The organism is Streptacidiphilus jiangxiensis, assembly GCF_900109465.1.
GTDB lineage: Bacteria > Actinomycetota > Actinomycetes > Streptomycetales > Streptomycetaceae > Streptacidiphilus > Streptacidiphilus jiangxiensis.
This window is the reverse complement of sequence record NZ_FOAZ01000004.1, coordinates 83,899-106,906: the sequence shown is the minus strand read 5'-3', so window position 1 is coordinate 106,906 and position 23,008 is coordinate 83,899. Positions and strand designations below refer to the sequence as shown.

Genomic DNA, 23,008 nt, shown 5'->3' with positions numbered 1-23,008 from the left:
GCGACTGCTCGCGCTCCCTTGGTTCCTCGCGGTCGTCGGCGCCGTGGCAGACCTGGGGGCCCTGCTGGACATGGGCTCAAGTACCTCCTCGCGGACGGGCAACCACCCGAACGAGCAGCCCCGGTTGCGGTGGTACGCACCCCCTTCGGGTGACGTTCCATCCGGCTCAACGACCATGAGCGCCAAGGAGAAACGGCTTTGCACAAACCCCGCACACCAGCTGCACGTAGCTGCGGGAACGGCGAAGGCCCACACGTCCCCGGGGTTCGGGGGACGTGCGGGCCTGTGACCAGGGACGGCTGCGGGGCTCAGCCCTCGGCGGCCGCCAGGGCCAGCGGCTCCAGCACGAACGCCTCCAGCTCGGCGGCGAGTTCGGCGCCGACGCGGGCGCGCAGCACGGTGCCCTCGCCGTTGTGCTCCTCGCCCAGCACCTCGCCGTCGCGGTGAACCTTGGCCACCAGGTCGCCGCGCGTGTACGGGACCAGCGCGGTGACCTCGATCGAAGGACGCGGCAGCTCGGACTCGATGAGCTTGAGCAGCTCCTCCATGCCCATGCCGGAGCGGGCCGAGACGGCGATCGCGTGCGGCTCGCGCCGCAGCAGGCGCGCCAGCACCAGCGGGTCGGCGACGTCCGCCTTGTTGATCACCACGAGCTCGGGCACGTTGTGCGCGCCGACCTCGACGATGACCTCGCGCACGGCGGCCAGCTGGGCCTCCGGCTCGGGGTGCGCGCCGTCGACGACGTGCAGGATCAGGTCCGCGTCGGCGACCTCCTCCATGGTCGAGCGGAACGCCTCGACCAGGTGGTGCGGCAGGTGCCGGACGAAACCGACCGTGTCGGCCAGGGTGTAGACGCGGCCGCCAGGCGTCTCGGCGCGGCGGACCGTCGGGTCCAGGGTGGCGAACAGGGCGTTCTCCACCAGCACGCCGGCTCCGGTGAGCCGGTTGAGAATCGAGGACTTGCCGGCGTTGGTGTAGCCGGCGATCGCGACCGAGGGCACCTGGTTGCGACGGCGCTCCTGGCGCTTGGTGTCGCGACCCTTCTTCATGTCCGCGATCTCCCGGCGAAGCTTCGCCATCTTCTCGCGGATCCGGCGCCGGTCCGTCTCGATCTTGGTCTCACCGGGACCACGGGTGGCCATACCGCCGCCCGAGGAGCCGGACCCACCGCCACCCATCTGCCGGGAGAGCGACTGACCCCAGCCGCGCAGGCGCGGCAGCATGTACTGCATCTGCGCGAGCGAGACCTGGGCCTTGCCCTCTCGGGACTTGGCGTGCTGGGCGAAGATGTCCAGGATCAGCGCGGTCCGGTCGACCACCTTGACCTTGACGACGTCCTCGAGGTGGATCAGCTGGCCGGGCGAGAGCTCACCGTCGCAGACCACCGTGTCGGCGCCGGTGGAGAGCACGATCTCGCGCAGCTCGGCAGCCTTGCCGGAACCGATGTAGGTGGCGGGGTCGGGCTTGTCACGGCGCTGGATCACGCCGTCCAGCACCTCGGAGCCGGCCGTCTCGGCGAGGGCGGCGAGCTCGGCGAGTGAGTTCTCCGCCTCCTCGACGGTGCCGTCCGTCCACACGCCGACAAGCACCACACGCTCCAGACGGAGCTGTCGGTACTCGACCTCGGTGACGTCCTCGAGCTCGGTGGAGAGCCCGGAGACACGGCGCAGCGAGGCGCGGTCGGAACGGTCGTACTGGTCGCCGTCGTAGTCGTTGGTGTAGAGGCGCCCGGGAACCCCGTCGATTCCCGCGAGGTCCTCGTCCATCAGTGCCTCTGCGCGCAGGTCGGCCGGGCGGCGGGCGCCGCGGCCGTCGTTCGCGTCGGCGTCGCGGGTTTCGAACGTGGAGGTCATCGCATCCTTAGAGGAGTCGGTCTTCAGGGTCGCAGTCTTCCTGCTGGGAGGAATCCCCCAGGGATGACAACGCAGCAGGTCTGCCGCGCATTCCCCTCGATCCCCTCGATGGTCGCACGCCCCTCGGGCTCCGGTCACCATCATTTCGCCCGGAGAGCCCCGAGCGCTCGGACAGCCCGCCGAGCCCACCGAGGCTGCCGAAACCGCGCAGCCCGCCGGGAGCCGCCGCCCGGTAGACGTCGTAGACGCCCGGCACGCGGAGCATGACGCGCATGAGCTCCGGCAGCGCCTCGGGGTCGGGCAGCTCGACGGTGTAGGTGTGGCGGACCTGCAGCTCGCGGGGGGGCTCGACCTCGGCGGAGATGATGTCGACGCCCGCGCCGGACATGGCGGCGGTGAGGTCCGCGAGCAGGCGGGGACGGCCGAGCGCGTCGGCCTGGATGGTCACCCGGTAACCCGTCGGGGTCGGGCTCTCCAGCCAGCGGGCCTCGACCGGCGGGCGCCCGGCGGCGCGCATGGCCGTGCCGGTGGGGCAGTCCGCGCGGTGGGCCGCCAGGCTGCCGCCGCGGATCGCGAAGCAGAGCAGCTCGTCCGGCGGCACCGGCGTGCAGCAGCGGGCCAGACGGACGGAGGCCTCAGGCAGGGCGGGGGCGGCGATCACGGCGCGGCCCACGTCGACGGGGCCGCCGCCGAGCAGTTGGTGGCCGCGCGGGGCACCGAGCAGCGGGCCGGTGGACAGGCCGGACTCCTGGTCGGGGTGGGTGGCGAGCCAGCGTTCGATGGCGATCCGGGCGCCGGGCGTGCGGGCGTGGGCCAGCCACTCGGGGGCGGGCCCGACCGTCTCCTCCCCCGGCGGCTCGGTCAGCAGCTCGATCGTGTCGCCGTCGCGGAGTTGGGTGGACAGGGCGGTGAGGCGGCCGCCCAGCCGCATGCCGATACATCGGTGGCCCTGCTCCTCGCCGGCGGCGTAGGCGGCGTCGACGCCGGTGGCGCCGGCGGGCAGCTGCAGCCGTGCGGGCCGGCCGCCGTCGCGGGCGTCACCGGCCAGGACGGTGATCTCGCCGTCGCCGGCGAGGTCGGCGGTGAGCTGGGACCAGAAGGTGTCGGGGTCGGGCGTCTCGCGCTGCCAGTCCAGCAGCCGGGCGAGCCAGCCCGGCCGGGCCGGGTCGGTGTGGTCGAGCGGGTCGCGGCCGTCGACCTCGGCGAGCGGGGCTCCGGACGTGCCGCCCGGCAGATCACCCGTCGCGTCGGCACCGAGGGCGACGACGCCGAACTCGGCGACCTGGTGCATGCGCGCGGTGCGCACCAGCACCTCCACCACCGCGCCCTGCTCGGTCGCGACCGAGGTGTGCAGGGACTGGTAGAGGTTGAACTTGGGGGCCGCGATGAAGTCCTTGAACTCACCGGGCAGCGGCGTCCAGCAGGTGTGGAGCTCACCGAGGACGGCGTAGCAGTCGGCGTTCTCCTCGACGACGACCAGCAGGCGGCCGAAGTCCGTGGGCCCGAGCTCGGCGCGGCCCCGGAGGCGGGCGCGCTGGAGCGAGACGCAGTGCCGGGGCCGGATGCTGACCTCGGCGGACACCCGGGCGTCGCGCAGCTGACGGCGCAGCTGTGCGGCGAACAGCTCCAGGGGGGCCGTGACCGGCCCCTCCGCGTCGGCGGCAGCACCGGCGGCGGGAGCCGCGGCGACCCCGTCACCGTCAACGGGAGCACCGTCGACGGAGGCACCGGGGACGGGAGCAGTGGCGGTGCTCGCGGCGGGCACCAGGCCGGCCGCCGACCCCGCGCCGCCCGCCGGACCCGCCGTGCCCACAGCGCCCGTAGCGCTCGTAGCGCCCGCAGCGCCCGGCGGGGCGACAGCGGGGGAAGGGCCGGGGCCGCCGCCCTCGTAACGGGCCCTGTGGGCGCCGAGCAGGACGCTGGTGGCCGCGTACTCCTCCGGGTGGAGTGTGGCGAAGACGATGTCCTCGAGCTCGGTCTTGACCACCTGGATGCCGAGGCGCTCGGCGAGCGGGATCAGCACGTCTCGGGTGACGGTGGCGATCCGGATCTGGCTGGCGGGCTTCATGTGGCGGATCGTGCGCATGTTGTGCAGCCGGTCCGCGAGCTTGATGACCATGACCCGGACGTCCCGGCCGGTGGCCACCAGCATCTTCCGGAAGGTCTCGGCCTCCGCCGCCGCGCCGAAGTCGACCTTCTCCAACTTGGTGACACCGTCGACGAGGTAGGCCACCTCGTCACCGAAGTCCGCACGTACCTGATCCAGCGTCATGGCCGTGTCCTCGACGGTGTCGTGGAGCAGGGCGGACACCAGCGTCGTGGTCTCGGCGCCGAGTTGGGCCAGGATCATGGCGACGGCCAGCGGATGGGTGATGTAGGGCTCGCCGCTCTTGCGCATCTGACCGCGGTGCGAGGCCTCGGCGACGCGGTAGGCGCGGTCGAGCAGGGCGAGGTCGAGGCGCGCCTGGGGATGGTGCAGGCGGTGCGCGCGGACCACGGGCACCAGGGCGTTCGGCGGCTGGGCACGCCCTCCGGCCAGCAGCGCGGCCATCCCGGCGCGCCCGAGGCCGGTCCGGCCGAGGGCGGCGCGGCGCAGCCCGGGCAGCGCGCGGACTGCGGACACCGCAGAGGCCGACACTGCAGAGACGGTTCTGCGCCCCTCCAGCGGCGCCCCCTCCAGGGGGACGCCGGGGACGCCCGGTACGGCGTGGAGATCACCGGCATTCATGCGCACCTCCGGCAGCGATCACCGGCGCAGGCGGCAGCTCCGGTGGTCCATGCTAGCGAGTGCAACACACACAGCGACGCCACGTGTTCCCAACGTCACCTTGATCACCCATTCGGGGGATTTGAACCGGCCCTCGGTTGGCAAGGATAAGAGGTTCACCGGATCACGGCGGATCCGCTTGATCCGTTGGATCCGTTGGATCACGGCGGATCGCGCCGAACCAACCCGGACCAGGTGGCCTCACGCCGCGCGGGGGCGGCCCCTCGGAGGTCAGGCGCGGGCGAGCCAGTCGGCGTCGAACTCGCCCTCTGCGAGGATCACGGCCGGGCCGGTCATCTCGATGACGCCGTCCGGGCGCTCGGTGATGACCAGGCGCCCGCCGGGCACGTCGACGGTGTACGTCGCGGGCTCACCCGTCACGGCCGGGTCCACGCCGTCGCGGCGGGCCGTCGCGACCATCACCGCGCAGGTGCCCGTCCCACAGGAGCGGGTCTCGCCGGAGCCGCGCTCGTGCACGCGCATCGCGACGTGGCGCGGGCCGCGGTCCACGACGAACTCGACGTTGACGCCCTCGGGGTAGACGGCGGCGGGGGCGACCTCGGGTGCGCCGAACAGGTTGCCGGCGTGGGCGAGGTCCTCGACGAAGGCGACCGCGTGCGGGTTGCCCATGTTCACGTTGTGCGCGGGCCAGTGGCGGTCGCCGACGGTCACCTCGATACCGGTGTCCGGGCCGGGCAGCAGTGCCCTGCCCATGCCGACGGTGACGTCGCCCTCCGCGGAGGTGCGGACGTGGCGCACGCCGGCGCGGGTGGCGACGGCGAACTCCCCGGGCTCGACCAGCCCGGCCTCGACGAGGTAGCGGGCGAAGACGCGGACGCCGTTGCCGCACATCTCGGCGATGCTGCCGTCGGCGTTGCGGTAGTCCATGAACCAGGGTGCGGCCTCGGCGTGCTCGCGCGCCTCGGGGTGCGCGGCGGAACGGACCACGCGCAGGATGCCGTCCGCGCCGAGACCGGCGCGGCGGTCGCAGAGGAGCGCCACCTGGGCGGGGCTCAGCTCCAGCAGACCGTCGGGGTCGGGGAGGATGACGAAGTCGTTCTCGGTCCCGTGGCCCTTGAGGAAGCGGATGCCCTTCACCATGTCGTTCACGTGATCCATGGTACGGGTGATCACATCGCGCCCCACGTGGCGGCTGCAGCAGCCTCCGGCGCCGACCGTGCGGGGGAACTACCCGTGCAGGTGGGCGACGCGCCAGAGGCCCAGGGCGAGCAGGACCAGCGCCGTCGCCGTGTAGGCGAGCAACGGCCGCCAGCCGGCGCGCTTGCCGGAACCGGCGCGCGGCAGGCCGGGGAAGACGTAGCCGGCTCGGCGCGCGGCCATCGCGCCCCAGCCCGCGGAGGCGGCGGTCAGCAGCAGACCCAGCATGCCGACCAGACTGCCGCCGGAGTCGCCGGAACCGCCTGCGCCGCCCTCGAAGGCCAACGGGAAGGCGAACATCAGTGAGCCGAGGATGGCCAGCGCGGCGATCGGGAGAACCTGCCAGACCCGCAGGCGCCCCTCGGGGCGCAGCTCACGGGGGTGCAGCGCGTTCTCGTCCTGCGCGGGCAGCGACGGAAGCGGCGTCAGTTCCCGTGCTCGAAGCTCCTGTGCCTGCACCGCGTCCTGGTCCTCGGAGTCGAAGGGGTCGTCCGGGAGGCGATGCGTGTCGGGGCCGGTATCCATGGACACGCGGCCTCCCCTGCGCCATTCGCCGGGGAGTTCACGCTCCACCGGACCACCGATGCTCTCGATGCTCGATGATGGCACGGCGCGGGTGTGCGGCGACGCCCGCACATGGCGTTCTCGGTGATCCGTGGCCATGACGTGATCAGGTCGTAACCGGGCGTCCGATCGTCGGCAACAGACGTGCGAATGCTGGCCGACCAGCGGTCGACAGGTGGACGGGACCGCTCAGAACAGGGCGAGGGCCTGCTCCAGCATCTCGGCGGCCGGAGTCGCGGGGTCGCGGTCCAACCAGTGGACGCGCGGATCGCGGCGGAACCACGACTCCTGGCGGCGCGCGAACCGCCGCGTGGCCCGAACCGTCTCGGCGCGGGCCTCCGTCTCGTCGTAGTCGCCGTCCAGCTGGGCCAGGGCCTGCTGGTAGCCGAGCGCCCGCGCGGCGGTGCGCCCCTCGCGCAGACCCTGGGCCTCCAGCGCGCGGACCTCGTCGATCAGGCCGCCCTCCCACATCAGGTCCACGCGCAGCGCGATCCGCTCGTCCAGCAGCGGGCGCGGCATGCGGACGCCGATCTGCACGGCGTCGTAGACGGAGTCGTGGCCGGGCAGGTTGGCGGTGAACGGCAGGCCGGTGATCTCGACGACCTCGAGCGCGCGGACGATGCGGCGGCCGTTGCTGGGCAGGATGGCCAGCGCGGCCTGCGGGTCGACCGCCGCGAGGCGGGCATGCAGCGCGCCGGAGCCGTGCTCCTCCAGCTCCGCCTCCAGCCGGGCGCGGACCTCGGGATCGGTGCCGGGGAACTCCAGCTCGTCGATCGCGGCGCGCACGTACAGGCCCGATCCGCCGACCAGGATCGGCGTGCGACCCTCGGCGAGCAGCGCGTCGATCTGCTTACGCGCCAGACGCTGGTACTCGGCGACGCTGGCGGCCTCGGTGACATCCCAGATGTCGAGGAGGTGGTGCGGCACGCCCCCGCGCTCGTCCAGGGTGAGCTTGGCGGTGCCGATGTCCATGCCCCGGTACAACTGCATGGAGTCGGTGTTCACGACCTCTCCGCCGAGATGCCGGGCAAGGGCGACGCCCAGGTCGGACTTGCCGACGGCGGTGGCGCCGACGACGGCGACGACGCGGGCCCGGCCGAGGGCCGGTGCGGGGGACGCGGGAGCGGGACTGGTCACCCCTCTAGTCTGGCAAATCCGTCGAGCGGAAATACCATATGGGTATTGATGGGCTTATTGCCCGGTTCTGGGCTCTCGAGCCCTCGGCAAGGAACGGAGCGGTCATGGGCATCACGGACTCCCTCAAGGAAGCCATGAACCAGGCCACCAAGAAGGCCACCGACTACGCCGGCAGCCACAAGTCACAGATCGGCGCGGGAGTGGACAAGGTCGGCGACATGGCCGACAAGGCCACCAAGGGCAAGTACAAGTCCCAGATCGACCTGGGCCGCAACAAGGCCAAGGACGCCGTCAACAAGATGGGCGGACCGCAGGAGACCATCCAGGGCGAGGCGACCGAGAAGCCGAAGGACGAGAAGCCGACCGACGCGGCCCCGGATCAGACGCCCGAGGACAACCAGGACGCGACGAAGTAGCCGACGCCGTACGGGGCGTCGTCGTAGAGCAGCCGAGCCGAAGCGGCCGGCTGCTCGTCGCTGCCGGCGGCACCTGTCAGCACCTGCCACGGGGCGCGGCCGGACGCCATCAGCTCGAACGCCAGCTCCGCGTCGAGCTCCGGCAGGGCGCCGGCGGCGAGGCCCGCCGCGACCGCGGCGTCGAAGGGCTCGGCCCGCTCGTCCAGGTACCCGGGAGCCTTGACGGTGCGGCGGGCGCTGCCCTCGCCGAGCACGAGCAGCGCGACGCGCGGCGCGGCATCGCGCAGCTCGGTGCCGTTCTCACGGCAGATCGGCCACTCCAGGTAGTCCGGCACCGCGAGGGCGCGGGCCGGGCCCGCCCAGCCCGCACGCTCCAGCAGCCAGGCGCCGACGGCGAGGGAGGCGGGCAGGGTGTCGCCCTCGTGCCGCTCCCCCAGACCCACGGTCAGGTCGACCCCGAAGCCCTGGAAACCGCCGACCCCACCCCGGTCGAACAGCCGGTGGTCGGGGCCCGGGCCGATCACCCAGATCAGGTCCGGCTTCTGCGCGAGCAGCTCGCGCAACGCCTCGTCGCAGGCCTCCCGCAGCGGATCCAGCTCCGGTGCGGCCCCGACGGCGACCTCGGGCACCAGCAGCGGCGGGCAGGGGCAGACTGCGGCGGCGACGAACATGATCCCGACCCTACCCGCAGAACGCCGCACGACAACCGGCCAGTTGCAGCAACCCCTGGCGGCGTGGCCGCCAGGGGCGGGAGGCTCTGCCTGTGCGGCTCCGCCGCGCGGGGGCGACAGGCCGCCGACATGCGATGGTCCTCAACGCGCAGGGCCGTCCGCACCGGGCAACCGGCTCCCGTGCCGAAACCCGGTTCAGCAGGCGCAGCCCTTGGACTCCGCCGCGGGCGCCGGCGCCGGGGCGCCGATGGTGGGGAGGCCGAGCATGACGCCCGCCGGCTTCGCGCTCGCCGCCGCGGCCTGCGCCTGGCGGCGCTCCCAGGCGTCGCCCGCGCGGGTGCGGCGGACGGAGAGGGTGGGGCCCTCCGCGAGGAGGTGGTGGGGGGCGGCGTAGGTGATCTCCACCGTCACCATGTCACCGGGTCGGACCGGCTCCTCGGGACGGGTGAAGTGCACGAGCCGGTTGTCGGGCGCCCGCCCGGACAGGCGGGCGGTGGCCTCGTCCTTGCGACCCTCGCCCTCGGCGACCAGCACCTCCAGGGTGCGGCCGACCTGCTTCTTGTTCTCCTCCCAGGAGATCTGCTCCTGCAGCTCGACCAGGCGCTCGTAGCGGGCCTGGACGACCTCCTTGGGGATCTGGTTCTCCATCTCCGCCGCCGGCGTGCCGGGACGCTTGGAGTACTGGAAGGTGAAGGCCTGCGCGAAGCGGGCGCGGCGGACGACCTCCATCGTCTGCTCGAAGTCCTCCTCGGTCTCGCCAGGGAAGCCCACGATGATGTCCGTGGTGATCGCCGCGTCGGGCATCGCCGCCCGCACCCGCTCGATGATGCCGAGGTAGCGCTCCTGCCGGTACGAGCGGCGCATCGCGCGCAGGACCTCGTCGGAGCCGGACTGCAGCGGCATGTGCAGCTGGTGCATCACGTTCGGGGTCTCCGCCATCGCGGCGATGACGTCGTCGGTGAAGTCCTTGGGGTGCGGGGAGGTGAAGCGGACCCGCTCGAGGCCGTCGATCTCGCCGCAGGCGCGCAGCAGCTTGCCGAAGGCCTGACGGTCGCCGATGTCGGAGCCGTAGGCGTTGACGTTCTGGCCGAGCAGGGTGACCTCGACGACGCCCTCGTTCACCAGCGCCGCGACCTCGCCGAGGATCTCGCCGCTACGGCGGTCCTTCTCCTTGCCGCGCAGGGCGGGGACGATGCAGAAGGTGCAGGTGTTGTTGCAGCCGACGGAGATGGAGACCCACGCCGCATAGGCGGACTCGCGTCGCGTCGGCAGCGTCGAGGGGAAGACCTCCAGCGACTCCAGGATCTCGACCTGGGCCTCCTCCTGGACCCGCGAGCGCTCCAGCAGCGCGGGGAGGTGGCCGATGTTGTGGGTGCCGAAGACGACGTCGACCCAGGGGGCCTTCTTGACGATGGTGTCCCGGTCCTTCTGGGCCAGGCAGCCGCCGACGGCGATCTGCATGCCCGGGTGCTGCGCCTTGACCGAGGCGAGGCGGCCCAGGTTGCCGTAGAGGCGGTTGTCCGCGTTCTCGCGCACGGCGCAGGTGTTGAACACGACCACGTCCGCCTCACCGCCGTCGGCGGCACGGACGTAGCCGGCGTCCTCCAGCAGACCGGAGAGCCGCTCCGAATCGTGGACGTTCATCTGACATCCGTAGGTACGGATCTCGTAGCTTCTGCTGTCGCTCATCACACCCTCGCTCACACAGCAAGGGTAAGGGCTCACACGGGCGCGACCGCCCGGGCCAGGGAGAGGGCCGAGCGCTCGTGGGCGGTCAGCGGTGGCGCGGGGACGGCCGGCACCCGGACCGCGGCTCGGGAGGCGGCGCCGGAGGCGGTCGCGGAGGCGGCCCCGGCGCGACGCAGCAGGGCGCGGGGGGCGGTGCGGAGCAGGGCCGCAGGGGAGGCGGTCAGGGTGCCGATCCGGACCAGGTCGGCGAGGAGGGCGTCGTCCGCGGGCCGGCGCCCCTCGGGCCGGAACGCGGCCCGGTGCAGTCGCTCCCCCAGCCGCGCGGCGCGCAGGTCGGCGGTGGTCGGGGAGGCTCCGACGACGCCGGGGTAGAGGAGGTCCTGGCCGACGGCGAAGGTCCACGCGGCCCGGCCGGCGACCGCCAGGCGCTGCTGAACGCGTCGGCCGAGCCCCGGGGCGCACAGGCCGCGCCGGTCCAGCTCGGCGGCGAATGCGGCGATGCCGAGGGCCGCCACCGACAGCCCATGGCCGTAGGAGGGATTGGTGTGGCCGACGGCGTCGCCGACGACCACGAAGCCCTCGGGCCAGTGGCCGTTGCCGCGTACCAGCCGGTCATAGCGGCGGCGCCGGTCGGCGGTGTTGCCGAAGCGGTGGATCCGGTCCAGCGGCTCGGACAGCTCCAGCAGGTCGGCGAGCAGCCGGGAGGGCAGGGCGCGGGCGAAGGCGTGGAAGGCGGCCTGGCCGAGGCCCGGTTCGGCGCCGCGGGTGCCGGACAGGGAGACCAGCCAGCGGCCGTCCTCGATCGGGAAGACGACGCCGGACCGTCCGGGCCCGTGTCCGGCTCCGGTCTGCACCGAGACGCTGGGGAAGTCGTGGGCGAGCGGCTCGGGTGGCTGGACCAGCTGCGTGGCGTAGACGAGCCCGCAGTCGACCCGCTCCTCGGTCGGCGGGGTGAGACCCAGCTCCTCCAGCCAGCGCGGCGCGGCGGAGCCGCGGCCGGTCGCGTCGACGACGAGGTCGGCGGCGAGGGTGCGGTCCGTCCCGGCGTCGAGCGAGCGCAGCCGCACGCCTGTGACCCGGCGGGCGTCACCGACGAGCCCGGTGGCGCGGGTCCGCGCGAGGACGGTGACGGCCGGCCGCCGCAGCGTCCGGGTGCGGACCAGGGAGTCCAGCAGGTTCCGGCTGAGGCTCCAGGCGTGGGACGCCTCCCCGGTCCGCGGCAGCCAGCCGGCGGCGGTGAGCGCGAGCAGGTCCCCCGGCATGGCGAGCCGCCGTGCTCCCGCCTGCGACAGCTCGGCGGTGAAGCCCGGCAGCAGCCGCTCGAGCGCGGTGGCGCCCGACTGGAGCAGCAGGTGCCCGTGTCGCGCCTGCGGCACCCCGCAGAACGGGCCCGCCGGCCAGGGGGGCTGTGCCGGGAGCACGTCCCGCTCCACCAGGGTGACCCGCTCGGCGTGGTCCGCAAGCGCGGCGGCGGCCAGCAGCCCGGCGAAGCCTGCGCCGAGCACGACGGCGTGGCCGGTTCCGGTCATGGTCGACCTTCCTTTCCTGGTGACGGGTGATGAGGTGCGCGGCGGGTCATGACGGGTGCAGCGCGTGGTGACCGGTGATGACTGGCGTGGCGGGTGATCACGGGCGCAGCGCATGGGGACGGGCGCAGCGCGCGGTCACGGGTGCGGACGGTGACGGGCGCAACGCGTGGCGACGGGTGCGCGCGTTGGTGCGCGCGGTCACCGGCGCAGCGCGCGGGCACGGGTGCGAAGCACCCGGGGTGCAGGGGGGTCAGCTGGTCGGGACTCGGCGGGACCGGGGGTCCGGGAGGCCGAGTTGGTGGAGTCTGTCGAGGACCGTGAACGGCTCCATCACCAGGCCCGCCATGTTGACCGTGGCGCGGTGGCGCAGCCGTGGGTTGGCGTCGATCCGGCGCAGGACGCGGCGACCCAGCGCGCGGGCGGGCCAGGAGACCTGGGTGACCAGCCGGGTGGCGTCGTGGCTCATCCGGTCCATGTGCCGCACCCAGTCGCGGCGTTCAGCCGCGTAGAGGGCGAGGGCCCGGTCCACCTGCGAAGCGGCCAGCGGCACGCCGTCCGCGGCGCCGGTGACGCGGCGGCAGGCCGCGAGGGAGCGGGCGAGCGTCGCCGAGTCCGCGATCGCGGTGTTCATGCCCTGCGCCGCCATCGGGTGGACGCAGTGGGCGGCTTCGCCGATCAGGGCGAGGCCGGGCGCGGTGAGCGCCGTGGCGGTGAACCGCCACAGCGTCAGCAGTTGCCGGGTCCCGAGCGCGGCGCGCAGCGGCGCCGCCAGCGGCGCCAGCGCGGGCGTGCCCGCGACGGCGTCGGCGCACCAGCGCTCCAACTCGGCCCGCCCGGCGCCGCGCAGCTCCTCCGGGCGGACCTGCGCGTAGAGGCGGAGCCGGCCGTCGGGGAGGGGGTAGAGCAGCCGGAGTCCCTGCGGGCTGAGGTAGCTGGTCACCTCCTGGCCCTCGGGGCCGGCGGCGTGCAGCTCGAAGGAGAGCAACCGGTGGGGGTATCCGCTCGGTTCGGCGGTGACGGCGGTCGCCCGGCGCAGCCGGGAGGACCGACCGTCGGCGGCGATCACGAGCGGGGCGTGGAAGAGCTCAGGCCTGCCCTGCGCGCGGCAGTGGACGCCGACCACCCGGTCGCCGTCCATGACGGGCGCGTCCACCAACACCCCGGCGCGGGTGTCGACGCCGGGCCCCAGGGACTCGCGGAAGGCGTCCAGGATCGCGGGATAGTCCAGGGAGAGCAGCCCTCGATCGCGGCCGGGCACGGCCTGGTAGTCGAAATGCATCAGGGCCCGCCCGTCGGGCTCCCGCACGGCCAGGCCGTGCAGCGGCACGGCGCCACGCCGCCGCAGCAGCGGCAGCACGCCCCACTCCCGCAGCACCTCCAGTGAACTGGGTTGCAGCACCTCGCCCTTGGCGATCGCGACGGGGACCCGCTGCTTCTCCAGCAGCAGCACCCGCAGCCCCAGCAGCTCCAGTGCGCGGGCCGCCGACAGTCCGGCCACGCCCGCACCACAGACGATCACGTCCCAGCATGTCCCGTTCGCAGGGGGCAGGTCGCGCATCAGACTCTCGCTTCCGTGTCGAGCCGGGCGGCGAGGGCCGACAGCGCCAGGCCCTGGGCCATCAGATGGTCGCTGTAGTGCACGTGGCCGCGGATGTAGACGCAGGTCTGGCCCGGCTCCCAGGAACCGTCGGGCCGCTGCCGGTCGACCAACCACCGCTCGCCGCGCGCGGCGGCCGGGTGCGCGCCGTGGGCGGTGAGGGCGAGGACCGCCCGGGCCGTCTCGTCCACCGTGCCGGGCTCGGCCGGGTCCTCGGTCGACCAGGAGCCGTCGGGTCGCTGCAGTGCGACCAGCCGCGCGGCGGCCCGGCGGGCGGCCGGCGTCGTGGCGAGGCCGAGCTCGGCCAGCAGCCGCAGGACGGCGGCGGTGGCCGGAACCGGCCCTCGGTGCCACAGCGCCTCGAAACCCCCGTCGGCCTGCTGGCGGCTCAAGAGCGCGCGGAGCCCCCGGCTCCAGTCCGGATCGGAGATGGGCACCCCGGTCCGGAACAGCAGCCGCAACGCCCTCGCCGTGATGTAGGGGCACGGGCCGTCGAGCGGCACCAGCGTGTTGCGCACGAAGGTGCTCCAGGTGCCGCGACGGTCCTGGCGCGAGCGCAGCCAGGCCAGGCCCTCAGTCAGGGCGGGCCCGTCGGCGGGACCCTGGGCCAGCACCTCCAGGACCGCCAGTGAGTCCAGCACGTTCGGCCAGCCCTTCGCACCGGACCAGGTCCAGCCGCCGGGCGGGCAGTCGTACAGCGGGAAGGGTCGGCTCTGCCGGCAGTCGGCGAGCCAGGCGCGCGTCGTGGTCAGCCGCGCGGAGGCGGCGTGTCCCGCGTCGCCCAGCGCGGCGGCGGCGAAGGCGGGGCCGGTCAGCTCGACCCGCTCGGCCTCCATGCCGTGGATCATCGCCCAGGAGCCGTCCGGCTGCGCGGTGCGACGCAGGTAGGCGAGGCCGGAACGCACCAGGTCGGGCGCGGCGCCGTTGACCGCGAGCGCCGCGGTGACCAGGCCGGTGAGCCACGGGTCGCCACCGAAGGAGCCGACGCCGCCTTCGGCCCGGGTGACCTCGTGGAGCAGCCGGAGCGCCGCGGGGCGCGCGAGCCGGTGCACGCCCCGGCGCAGCGGGCCGAGGTGTCCGAAACGGCGCTGCAGCAGCGCCAGTGCGACGAGCGGCGGCGACAGGTAGGACAGCGCGCGCCGCCGCAGCCGCGCCGGCAGCAGGACCACCTCGACGGGCACCCCGGGCAGTCCCCGGGGTCTGGCCAGATCGGCCGCCGCCAGGACAAGTCCGCAGAGTTGACGTACCGTCGGGTCGACGATGCCGGGCACGCCGCCGTGCTCGCCGAGCCACGCCAGGGCCTCGCTGACGGCGGCGGCCGCGTCCGGGAGCTCCGAGCCTCGACGGCTTCGGCTCCACAGGGCGAGGGCGGTCGCCGCCATGGACGTCGCGACGACGTCGGAGGGGCAGCCGTCCAGGGTGCCCCAGCCACCGTCGCTGCGGCGCACGCGCAGCAGCCAGGCGCAGGCACGGTCGGTCAACGCGACGTCCCCGGGCTCCCCCGGCTCGCCCGACTCGTGGGCGAGCACGAAGGCGAGCACGGCCCCGCCCGCGCCGGACACCGCGCCGGGGCGCGGGTTGTCCCAGGACCCGTCCTCGCGCTGCAGTGCCAGCAGCCGCCCGCTCGCCGCGCTGACGGCGTCGGCCGTCGTCGACGCAGCCCGCTCGGGCTCGACGCGCCCAGGGCGCGGCAGGCCGTTCTGAACAGTGGTCATGAGAGGCCCTCCCTGAGGACTCGTCGCAGGTGATCCGGAGCGAACGGGACGGAACACCCCCCGAGGGCCCCGGAGGGCTCAGCTCGTGCGGGCGACGCAGGCGGCGGCGAGGGCCGCGTAGCCGGCGCGGGTGGAGGCGGGCATGGCGACTCGGTCGAGGAGCGCGTGGGCGCGGGCGAGGGCCGTGGTGGCCTCGTGTTCGCACAGGGCGCGGCCGCCCTGCTCCTCGATGAGGTCCGCCGCGACCAGCAGCTCCGCCTCGCCGGGCTCGGCGGTCAGCAGGTCGGCGAGGTGGCGGGCCGGGGCATCGGCGCCGGAGAGCACGGCGAGCACCGGCAGGCTGCGCTTGCGTTCCCGCAGGTCGCCACGGGCCGGCTTGCCGGTCAGCGCCGGATCGCCCCAGATGCCGAGGATGTCGTCCACGCACTGGAAGGCCAGGCCCAGTTGGCCCGCGGCCTCGGCGAGCGTGGCGGCCTGCAGCGCGGTGCCGCCGCCGAGCAGGGCGCCCAGCCCGGAGGCACAGGCCAGCAGGCTTCCCGTCTTGCCGAGGGCCATGGCGCGGTACTCCTCGACGGTGACCGCCTCCGGACCGGTCCACGGGCGCTCGGCGAAGCACAGGTCCCGCGCCTGCCCGTCGACCAGCTCGCGCAGCGAGTCCGCCAGGCGCTCGGCCGCCTGCGGGCCACGGCGACCGCCGTGGCGCAGCAGGACGTCGAAGGCCAGCGTCTGCAGGGCGTCGCCGGCCAGGATGGCCGCGGGCACGCCGAACTGCTTCCACACGGTGGGGCGACGACGACGCTCCTCGTCGCGGTCCATGATGTCGTCGTGGATCAGGCTGAAGTTGTGGATCAGCTCGACGGCCGCGCCGGCCGGGGCCGCGTGGCGGACCGATCCGCAGACGGCCTCGGCGGCCAGCAGGGCGAAGGCGGGACGCACGGCCTTGCCCGCCGGGACGGCGGGAACGGCCGGTGAGCCGTCCGGGCCCGTCCAGCCCAGGTGGTAGCCGCAGATGGCGGCGAGGCCGGGCTCCAGCAGGGCCACCGACTCGCGCAGGTACGGCTCGACCAGGTCCCGCGCCCGACCGGTCAGGTCGGCCGCGAGCGCCCGGGTGGACGCGGGCGGGGACGCGGGTTGCACGGTCGTGGTCATCGCGGATCCTCCTGCGTCGTCGGTGGGTCGGCGGGAACGCCGTGGGCGGCGACGCCGTTGGCGCGGACCGCCCGGCCGAGCCAGGTCCAGAAACCCGCCAGCGCGATGCCGTAGACGGCGAGCCAGGAGACCGGGACGCCGTGCGGACCGGTGAGCGCGTCACCGAGCAGGGCCAGCGTGAGCGCGCACGCGGTCAGCGGCATGTGCATGGAGGCGCGGAAGGTGATGGCGTTGGCCCGCGCCGGGTCGCGGAGCCGGCCGAGCAGCAGCTCCCGGGCGACCCAGGCGGCGACCGGGGCGGTCACCGCGACGGCCAGCAGGTCCGGCAGCAGCGCCCGGCTCAGCGCCCAGGCCGTCAGCAGGACTGCAGGGGCAAGCAGTTGACCGAGGCAGTACACCGCGACCAGGCGGCGCTCGCCGAGCGCGACGGCCAGCGTGCGCTTGCCGGTGGCCCGGTCACCGTCGATGTCGGACAGGTTCATCACGGACATGCGCAGGAACTGCAGGGTGCAGACCAGGCCGGCGCCGACCACGTCGTCGGCGGTGAGCCGGTCCGCCTGGAGCAGGCAGGCCAGCAGCGGACCGAGGCCGTAGAGGACGACGGCGCAGGCGAGCTCCCCCAGCGCCCGGTAGTTCAGGCGCAGCGGCGGCGCGGTGTAGAACCAGGCGAGGGTGGCGATGGCGGCCGCGGTCAGCCGGGCCTCGGTTCCTGGCATCAGCGCGATCAGGCCCAGGGCGACGAAGGCCAGGACGAACGCCGCCGACAGGCTCACCTCGGGCTGGAGTTGCCCGCTGACCAGGATCCGGCTGCCTCCGGTCCAGGAGGTCGGCGCGGCGTTGGCACGGTCCGCCTCCAGGTCGAAGTACTCGTTGCAGTAGTGGGTCATCAGGTGCGTGCACCAGGCGAAGCCGAGGGTCAGCAGGAACCACCCGGGCCGGAACGGGTGCCCGTCACGGACCGCCATGGTGACGCCGAGGCCGACCACCATCAGGCTCTGCACCAGGAACTTGGGGCGGCCGAGCCGGACGAAGGCGAGCAGGCGACGTTCGGCCGGCGGGGGAGCCGGTGCCGGGACGACAGGTGCCGGGACGTATGGCCGGACGACGGGTGGCGGGGAGGTGCGGGGCAGGGTGCCGCTCACCGGTCACCTCCGGGTCGGGACGCCGGCGGCCGGCACCCGGACCTCGGCGACGGGCGCTGCCTGCGTCCCGGCCGTCGCCGTCGCCGTCGCCGTTGCCGCTGCCGTCGCCGCCACCGCAAGGTGCGGGCGCGGGCGCGGGCGGGCGAAGCGGGCCATCGCGGGCAGTTCCACGCCGCGGTGCAGTGCCAGGGCGACGAGCTGGGCCAGGACGAAGAAGCCGCCGGTGGCGGCCAGGGCGACCGGCGTTGACCAGCGGCCTCCGCCGACGGCCCAGTGCGCCACCATGATCACCGGCCAGTGCACGACGTAGAAGGCGAAAGAGGCCTCGCCCAGCAGCACCAGGCCTGGGCGCCGCAGCCAGGAGCGCCGGCCCTCCAGGTCCGCGCGGGCCGCCGCCAGGACGAGCGCGCCGACGGGGACGACGGTCACGGCCGCCGGCAGGAAGGCGAAGGGCAGCACCGGCAGGGCCGCTCCGAGCGCGAGCACGACGGCGAGACCGGACAGGGCCATGCCGGGCACGCGCACCCGACGCTCCCTCAGGATCCGGGCGAGCAGCATGCCGAGCACGAACTCGGGCAGGCGGCCCAGCGGGAAGAAGTAGGGGATCCAGAACTGCCACTGGTTGACGCCGACCCCCGGCACCGTGCGGCCGCCGGTGAACTGCGCCGCGATCGCGGCCACGGACCAGACCACGAGCACGGTGGCCCCGGCGGCGATCCACAGCCGGGCCGCGGGGATCCTGCGGATCCTCGGCAGCAGCCAGGGGAACATGAGGTAGCAGAACACCTCGACGCACAGGGACCAGGTGACGATGTTCAGGCCCGCGGTGAAGCCGGGCCCGGGCAGCCAGGCGTGGACCAGGAGGAGGTTCGAAAGGGCCGGCAGCCAGGGGAAGGCGCCGCCCTTGCCGCCGGTCACGGCCTGGCCGGTGGCGAGGACGAAGACCAGCAGCAGCGCCCAGACCACCAGGTGGTTGGGGTAGATCTTGGCCGCGCGACGCCGCCAGAAGAGCCGGGCGGACTCCTGCGCGGGGGCGGTCAGGGTGAGCACGAACCCGCTCAGCACGAAGAACACCGAGACGCCGACCATGCCGAGCGGCAGCACGGCCTTGACCGCCTGCTGCGCATGGGCACCGGCGAAGATGTCCGCCACGAACCAGGCGTGGGTGAAGAAGACGGACAGTGCGCAGAGGAATCGCAGCCCGGTGAGCGAGGGCAGTTGCCCGACTCTCCGGGCCTGTGGAACGGTGGGTGTCGTCATGGGGTCCTCTCCCTTCAGAGGTTGCCGCGCCGGGCCTGCTCGCGCTCGATCGCCTCGAACAGCGCCTTGAAATTGCCCTTGCCGAAGCCCTCCGCGCCGTGACGCTCGATCAGTTCGAAGAAGACCGTCGGCCGGTCCTGGAGTGGCTTGGTGAAGATCTGCAGCAGGTAGCCGTCCTCGTCGCGGTCGGCGAGGATGCCGAGTTCCCGCAGTTCGTCGACGGCCACCCTGGTCTCCCCGACCCACTCGCCGAGGGTGTCGTAGTAACTGCCCGGGGTGGTCAGGAACTCCACGCCGGAGGCGCGCAGCCGGCGCACCGCGGTGACGATGTCGTCCGTGGCGAGCGCGATGTGCTGGACACCGGGACCGCCGTAGAACTCCAGGTACTCGTCGATCTGGGACCTGCGGCGCCCCGCGGCCGGCTCGTTCAGGGGGAACTTGACGTTCAGTGCGCCGTCCGCGACCACCTTGGACATCAGCGCCGAGTACTCGGTCGCGATGTCGTCGCCGACGAACTCCTTCATGTCGCGGAACCCGAAGACCCGGCGGTAGAACTCGGCCCAGTGCTCCATGCGGCCCAGCTCGACGTTGCCGACGCAGTGGTCGACGGCGGTCAGCAGCTCCCGGGCGGGCGGCGCGGTCAGTGGCTCGCGGTCGACGAAGCCGGGCAGGTGGCGACCGGGATAGGCGCCGCGCTCGACCAGGCTGTGGCGGGTGTCGCCGAAGGTGGCGACGGCCGCCATCCGCACCGACCCACGCTCGTCGGCGAGTTCGGTCGGTTCGAGCAGGCTGGTGGCGCCCCGGGCGACGGCCAGCCGGTGCGCCCGCGCGGCGTCGGGGACGGCGATGGCGACGTCGACGACCCCGTCCCCGTGGCGGGCGACGTGGTCGGCCAGCCACTCGGCCCGCTCGGTCTCGGCGCGGACCACCGAGGTCAGCACGAACCTGATGCGGCCGCTGACCAGGACGTAGGAGGCGGACTCGGGGCAGCCGGTCTCCGGCCCGCGGTACGCGACCAGCCGCAGGCCGAAGGCGCTGGAGTAGTAGTGGGCGGCCTGTTTGGCGTTGCCGACGGCGAACTCCACCGAGTCGACCCCGAGAACGGGGAAGGCCTCCGCGGCCAGGGAGAGGGCGCTCGCCAGGGCGAGCGGACGGGACAGGTCGAGGGGGTCGAGCGAACGGGGCAGGGCGAGGTCGGTCATCGGCGTGGCTCCAGGTTGCGGTCCGGTTCGAGTTCCGGGCCGGAACGGGCGGGAACGGGCGGGAACGGGTAGGACCGGGCAGGACCGGGCAGCCGCCCGGCGGTGCGGGCCGGGCGGCTGCCGCGGTCAGGCGGACGCGGTCGGACGATCGGTCGGTCGCTCGGCGGGACGTGGGGCGGCCGGGCGTTCGGCGAGGGCGGCGACGGCTACGCGGCCGGCCTCCGCCACCCGCTGCAGGAAGTCCGCGATCAGCCGGAGGTCATCGTCGCGGTACCCGGAGCAGATCCGCTCCACGGCGTCGTTCATCCCCGCGAACAGCGTGAAGACCTCGGTGTAGCGCTCCGGCAGGGCCTGGATCCGGACGAGCCGCCGGTCGGCCGGATCGCGCGTGCGACCGACCCATCCGGCGCGCTCCAGGCGGTCCAGGATGCCGGTGACCGTGGCCGGGTGCAGGGACGCCGCCCGAGCCAGCCCGCCGGGCGTCATCGGGCCCAGCCGGGTGATCAGCTCGAAGCAGTCCATGTCGACGTCGCGCAGCCCGAGCGCGACGCCGATCCGGCGGTTGAGCTGCGCGAGCCGCAGCCCCGCGGATCGCAGGGCTCTGCCGATGTCGGGTGGGGAGGGATCATCGGCATCGGCGGGAGTCGCCGGCGCGTCCATGCTCAGGCCGCTTCTTCGATCCCCGGCGCGTGCCCGGACTGCCAGGCCAGCTCGAAGACGAACTTACGGATGCGCCAGCCCTGTTCGCCGCGGACCAGGTCGGCGTGGTAGTGGCCGCCGATGCCGAAGTGCTCGCTCGGCGCGGCGGCGCGGGGCACGTGCACCGCGGTCAGCTGCGCACGGACGCGGGCGCTGTCGCCCTCCAGCTCGATCACGTGGTTGGCGCTGATGTGGTGGGTGCGCTCGACCCGCCGGGTCATCTCCTGGAACTCGGCTATGCCGGACAGCCCGTGGTACTCACCGAAGGGAAAGCTGAGCTGGGCGTCGTCGGTGAAGACGGTGCCCAGCCAGGAGTCGTCGTAGCGGTCGCGGTCCAGGTGGAACACGTAGCGGTCGCAGAGCCGCGTGACCTCGTCGCGGTCGCTGAGTTCACGCAGCTGCGTGAACAGCATCCCGGCGATGTCGTCGTTGGTCATCGACATGGTGGCGGAGCCTCCTCGTGGGTCGGATCGGGGTCGGATCGGGGTCGGATCGTGGGACGGCCGGTCGGGCGCGCGGGTCGACCGGGGACGGTCACGCGGCCGCACGCTGCCAGCTGCGGGGGCCTTCGAAGCCACCCGCCCGCTCCAGCCGGCGCCAGCCGGCCTGGTCGGAGCGGGAGATCAGGGAGAGCACCGTCGCCGTGCGGGCGTCGGCCGCGGCCGCCGCGCGGGCGAGCAGAACCGCGGTGACCACGGCCAGCTCCTCAGCGGTCGGCCGACCGTGCACCACCCGCAGCACGACGGGTGTCGGCGCCTCGTTCGTGGCTTCCATCGTCGACTCCGTTCACTGGGGTGGGTTGCCGTGCTTGCGGCGGGGCAGTGCGGCGTCCTTGCGGCCGAGCATCGCCAGCGCGCGGACCAGCACCGATCGGGTCTCGGCGGGGCTGATCACCTCGTCGATGAGTCCGCGTTCCGCCGCGTAGTAGGGGTGGACCAGCTCGCGCTTGTACTGCTCGATCCGTTCGCGCCGCATCGCCTCGGCGTCCGGCGCGGCGGCGATCTCGCGGCGGAAGACGACGTTGGCCGCGCCCTCGGCGCCCATCACCGCGATCTCGTTGGTGGGCCAGGCGTAGGCGAGGTCCGCGCCGATCGAGCGGGAGTCCATGACGATGTAGGCGCCGCCGTAGGCCTTGCGCAGCACGACGGAGATCCGTGGCACGGTCGCGTTGCAGTACGCGTACAGCAGCTTGGCACCGCGCCGGATGATGCCCTCGTGCTCCTGGTCCACGCCGGGCAGGAAGCCGGGGACGTCGACCAGGGTGACCAGCGGGATGTTGAAGGAGTCGCAGAACTGGACGAACCGCGCGCCCTTCTCGCTCGCCTTGATGTCCAGGACCCCGGCCATCGCCGCCGGCTGGTTCGCCACGATCCCGACCACGTGGCCGCCCAGGCGGCCCAGTGCGCAGACGAGGTTGGGCGCCCAGGCTGCGTGCACCTCCATGAACTCGCCGTCGTCGACGAGTTCCTCGATCACCTCGCGGATGTTGTAGGACTGGTTGCCGCTGGCGGGCACGACGCGTTCCAGCACCTCGTTGCCGCGGTCCGCCGGGTCCTCGCAGGCGGCGGCCGGGGGCAGCTCGCGGTTGTTGGAGGGGAGCAGCGAGAGGAGGTAGCGCACCTCCGCCAGGCAGGTCTCCTCGTCGTCGTAGACGAAGTGGGCCGCACCGGAGTTGGCGGCGTGGACGTCGGCCCCGCCCAGACCGTCCTGGGTGACCTTCTCCCCCGTCACCGCCTGGACCACGTCGGGGCCGGTGATGAACATCTGCGAGATGCCGCGGACCGCGAAGACGAAGTCGGTCAGCGCGGGACTGTAGGCCGCGCCACCGGCGCAGGGGCCGAGCATCACCGAGATCTGCGGGATCACGCCCGACGCCCGGGTGTTGCGCTGGAAGATGCCGCCGTAGCCGGCCAGCGCGCTGACGCCCTCCTGGATCCGGGCGCCGGCGCCGTCGTTGAGCGAGACCAGCGGTGCGCCCGAGGCCAGCGCGAGGTCCATCAACTTGTGGATCTTCTGCGCGTGGGCCTCGCCCAGTGCGCCGCCGAAGATCCGGAAGTCGTGCGCGTAGACGAAGACGGTCCGACCGAAGACGGTGCCCCAGCCGGTCACCACGCCGTCGGTGTAGGGCCGCTTCTTCTCCAGCCCGAAGCCGGTGGCCCGGTGCCGGCGCAGCGTCTCGATCTCGGTGAAGCTGCCCTCGTCCAGCAGCAGCCCGATGCGCTCCCTGGCCGTCAGCTTGCCCTTGGCGTGTTGGCGTTCGGTCGCCGACTCGTCCGGACCGGCATGGGCCGAGGCCCTGATCCGCTCCAGGTCCGGCACCTGGTCGCCAGGGTGTCCGGCGGCCCCGTCACCGGGGTGTTCGGCGGGCCGGTCCCGAGGTGGTGAGGCCGGTGCCGCCGCCGGCTCGTGCCCGAGCGGTCTCGCGGCCAGTCCGGTCGCCCCCGTGTGCGCTGTCGGCAT

Annotated in this window: 19 protein-coding genes; 1 reads left to right on the top strand and 18 read right to left on the bottom strand. The window is 73.8% G+C overall.

Translation table 11 applies throughout. From position 1 onward, the window contains the following. Positions 1–308: 308 nt before the first annotated feature. The 5 genes from hflX to miaA all read right to left on the bottom strand — a co-directional run bounded on the left by hflX (position 309) and on the right by miaA (position 7,479). The gene (hflX, locus tag BMY61_RS09440; protein WP_042441837.1) at positions 309–1,853 is read right to left on the bottom strand and encodes a GTPase HflX; all 1,545 of its coding nucleotides are present in this window, start codon (positions 1,851–1,853) and stop codon (positions 309–311) included. A gap of 7 nt (positions 1,854–1,860) precedes the next feature. Then, positions 1,861–4,476 carry a RelA/SpoT family protein gene (locus BMY61_RS44055; protein ID WP_425314676.1) on the bottom strand — a complete coding sequence of 872 codons (2,616 nt, stop codon included), beginning with the start codon at positions 4,474–4,476 and terminating at the stop codon, positions 1,861–1,863. Positions 4,477–4,851: 375 nt separating this feature from the next. After that, entirely contained in the window at positions 4,852–5,721 is an 870-nt protein-coding gene (dapF, locus tag BMY61_RS09415) for a diaminopimelate epimerase (RefSeq protein WP_042442002.1), read from the bottom strand. Between the two features lie 87 nt (positions 5,722–5,808). Beyond that, the gene (locus BMY61_RS09410) at positions 5,809–6,303 is read right to left on the bottom strand and encodes a hypothetical protein (RefSeq protein WP_236655824.1); all 495 of its coding nucleotides are present in this window, start codon (positions 6,301–6,303) and stop codon (positions 5,809–5,811) included. A 228-nt stretch (positions 6,304–6,531) separates the two neighbouring features. Next, the gene (miaA, locus tag BMY61_RS09405; protein ID WP_042441839.1) at positions 6,532–7,479 is read right to left on the bottom strand and encodes a tRNA (adenosine(37)-N6)-dimethylallyltransferase MiaA; all 948 of its coding nucleotides are present in this window, start codon (positions 7,477–7,479) and stop codon (positions 6,532–6,534) included. Positions 7,480–7,583: 104 nt separating this feature from the next. Between miaA and BMY61_RS09400 the strand changes: the two genes are divergently transcribed. Next, positions 7,584–7,895 carry an antitoxin gene (locus BMY61_RS09400; RefSeq protein WP_052438248.1) on the top strand — a complete coding sequence of 104 codons (312 nt, stop codon included), beginning with the start codon at positions 7,584–7,586 and terminating at the stop codon, positions 7,893–7,895. On the opposite strand, the gene BMY61_RS09395 is transcribed toward BMY61_RS09400, so the two are convergent. The 13 genes from BMY61_RS09395 to BMY61_RS09335 form a co-directional block, all read right to left on the bottom strand. Beyond that, positions 7,859–8,566 (bottom strand): class III extradiol dioxygenase subunit B-like domain-containing protein, encoded by a 708-nt coding sequence (locus BMY61_RS09395; protein ID WP_042441841.1) that lies wholly within the window; start codon positions 8,564–8,566, stop codon positions 7,859–7,861. The genes BMY61_RS09400 and BMY61_RS09395 overlap by 37 nt on opposite strands. A 195-nt stretch (positions 8,567–8,761) precedes the next feature. After that, positions 8,762–10,255: a tRNA (N6-isopentenyl adenosine(37)-C2)-methylthiotransferase MiaB gene (gene miaB, locus BMY61_RS09390; RefSeq protein WP_075003827.1), complete on the bottom strand. Its 1,494-nt coding sequence runs from the start codon at positions 10,253–10,255 to the stop codon at positions 8,762–8,764. Between the two features lie 32 nt (positions 10,256–10,287). Continuing rightward, entirely contained in the window at positions 10,288–11,784 is a 1,497-nt protein-coding gene (locus tag BMY61_RS09385; protein ID WP_042441843.1) for an NAD(P)/FAD-dependent oxidoreductase, read from the bottom strand. A gap of 250 nt (positions 11,785–12,034) precedes the next feature. Further along, positions 12,035–13,342, bottom strand: a complete 1,308-nt coding sequence (locus BMY61_RS09380; protein ID WP_042441844.1) for an FAD-dependent oxidoreductase — start codon at positions 13,340–13,342, stop codon at positions 12,035–12,037. Further along, positions 13,342–15,096, bottom strand: coding sequence for a prenyltransferase/squalene oxidase repeat-containing protein (locus tag BMY61_RS09375; RefSeq protein ID WP_042441845.1), 1,755 nt, complete (start codon positions 15,094–15,096; stop codon positions 13,342–13,344). The genes BMY61_RS09380 and BMY61_RS09375 overlap by 1 nt, the downstream gene beginning before the upstream one ends. A gap of 78 nt (positions 15,097–15,174) precedes the next feature. Then, on the bottom strand, positions 15,175–16,245 hold the full coding sequence (locus BMY61_RS09370) for a polyprenyl synthetase family protein (protein ID WP_042441846.1): 1,071 nt from the start codon (positions 16,243–16,245) through the stop codon (positions 15,175–15,177). Next, positions 16,242–17,387 carry a prenyltransferase gene (locus BMY61_RS09365; protein ID WP_052438249.1) on the bottom strand — a complete coding sequence of 382 codons (1,146 nt, stop codon included), beginning with the start codon at positions 17,385–17,387 and terminating at the stop codon, positions 16,242–16,244. The genes BMY61_RS09370 and BMY61_RS09365 overlap by 4 nt, the downstream gene beginning before the upstream one ends. Positions 17,388–17,390: 3 nt before the next feature. Further along, positions 17,391–18,647 carry an acyltransferase family protein gene (locus BMY61_RS09360; protein ID WP_042441847.1) on the bottom strand — a complete coding sequence of 419 codons (1,257 nt, stop codon included), beginning with the start codon at positions 18,645–18,647 and terminating at the stop codon, positions 17,391–17,393. A gap of 14 nt (positions 18,648–18,661) precedes the next feature. Beyond that, positions 18,662–19,849 (bottom strand): 4-hydroxyphenylpyruvate dioxygenase, encoded by a 1,188-nt coding sequence (hppD, locus tag BMY61_RS09355; protein WP_082014650.1) that lies wholly within the window; start codon positions 19,847–19,849, stop codon positions 18,662–18,664. Positions 19,850–19,975: 126 nt separating this feature from the next. Next, entirely contained in the window at positions 19,976–20,509 is a 534-nt protein-coding gene (locus BMY61_RS09350) for a MarR family winged helix-turn-helix transcriptional regulator (RefSeq protein WP_042441848.1), read from the bottom strand. 2 nt (positions 20,510–20,511) lie between these two features. Continuing rightward, a complete protein-coding gene (locus BMY61_RS09345) occupies positions 20,512–20,991 on the bottom strand; it encodes a nuclear transport factor 2 family protein (RefSeq protein WP_143094248.1) in 480 nt (159 codons plus the stop codon). A gap of 91 nt (positions 20,992–21,082) precedes the next feature. Continuing rightward, a complete protein-coding gene (locus BMY61_RS09340) occupies positions 21,083–21,322 on the bottom strand; it encodes an acyl-CoA carboxylase epsilon subunit (RefSeq protein WP_042441849.1) in 240 nt (79 codons plus the stop codon). A gap of 12 nt (positions 21,323–21,334) precedes the next feature. After that, a complete protein-coding gene (locus BMY61_RS09335) occupies positions 21,335–23,008 on the bottom strand; it encodes an acyl-CoA carboxylase subunit beta (RefSeq protein ID WP_082014651.1) in 1,674 nt (557 codons plus the stop codon).

What these genes read in the sequence shown, in the direction of transcription:
- hflX (WP_042441837.1), bottom strand. Translation starts at nt 1,853, where the DNA reads ATGACCTCCACGTTCGAAACCCGCGACGCCGACGCGAACGACGGCCGC.
- dapF (WP_042442002.1), bottom strand. Translation starts at nt 5,721, where the DNA reads ATGGTGAAGGGCATCCGCTTCCTCAAGGGCCACGGGACCGAGAACGAC.
- BMY61_RS09410 (WP_236655824.1), bottom strand. Translation starts at nt 6,303, where the DNA reads ATGGATACCGGCCCCGACACGCATCGCCTCCCGGACGACCCCTTCGAC.
- BMY61_RS09400 (WP_052438248.1), top strand. Translation starts at nt 7,584, where the DNA reads ATGGGCATCACGGACTCCCTCAAGGAAGCCATGAACCAGGCCACCAAG.
- BMY61_RS09395 (WP_042441841.1), bottom strand. Translation starts at nt 8,566, where the DNA reads ATGTTCGTCGCCGCCGCAGTCTGCCCCTGCCCGCCGCTGCTGGTGCCC.
- miaB (WP_075003827.1), bottom strand. Translation starts at nt 10,255, where the DNA reads ATGAGCGACAGCAGAAGCTACGAGATCCGTACCTACGGATGTCAGATG.
- BMY61_RS09385 (WP_042441843.1), bottom strand. Translation starts at nt 11,784, where the DNA reads ATGACCGGAACCGGCCACGCCGTCGTGCTCGGCGCAGGCTTCGCCGGG.
- BMY61_RS09380 (WP_042441844.1), bottom strand. Translation starts at nt 13,342, where the DNA reads ATGCGCGACCTGCCCCCTGCGAACGGGACATGCTGGGACGTGATCGTC.
- BMY61_RS09375 (WP_042441845.1), bottom strand. Translation starts at nt 15,096, where the DNA reads ATGACCACTGTTCAGAACGGCCTGCCGCGCCCTGGGCGCGTCGAGCCC.
- BMY61_RS09370 (WP_042441846.1), bottom strand. Translation starts at nt 16,245, where the DNA reads ATGACCACGACCGTGCAACCCGCGTCCCCGCCCGCGTCCACCCGGGCG.
- BMY61_RS09360 (WP_042441847.1), bottom strand. Translation starts at nt 18,647, where the DNA reads ATGACGACACCCACCGTTCCACAGGCCCGGAGAGTCGGGCAACTGCCC.
- hppD (WP_082014650.1), bottom strand. Translation starts at nt 19,849, where the DNA reads ATGACCGACCTCGCCCTGCCCCGTTCGCTCGACCCCCTCGACCTGTCC.
- BMY61_RS09350 (WP_042441848.1), bottom strand. Translation starts at nt 20,509, where the DNA reads ATGGACGCGCCGGCGACTCCCGCCGATGCCGATGATCCCTCCCCACCC.
- BMY61_RS09345 (WP_143094248.1), bottom strand. Translation starts at nt 20,991, where the DNA reads ATGTCGATGACCAACGACGACATCGCCGGGATGCTGTTCACGCAGCTG.
- BMY61_RS09340 (WP_042441849.1), bottom strand. Translation starts at nt 21,322, where the DNA reads ATGGAAGCCACGAACGAGGCGCCGACACCCGTCGTGCTGCGGGTGGTG.
- BMY61_RS09335 (WP_082014651.1), bottom strand. Translation starts at nt 23,008, where the DNA reads ATGCCGACAGCGCACACGGGGGCGACCGGACTGGCCGCGAGACCGCTC.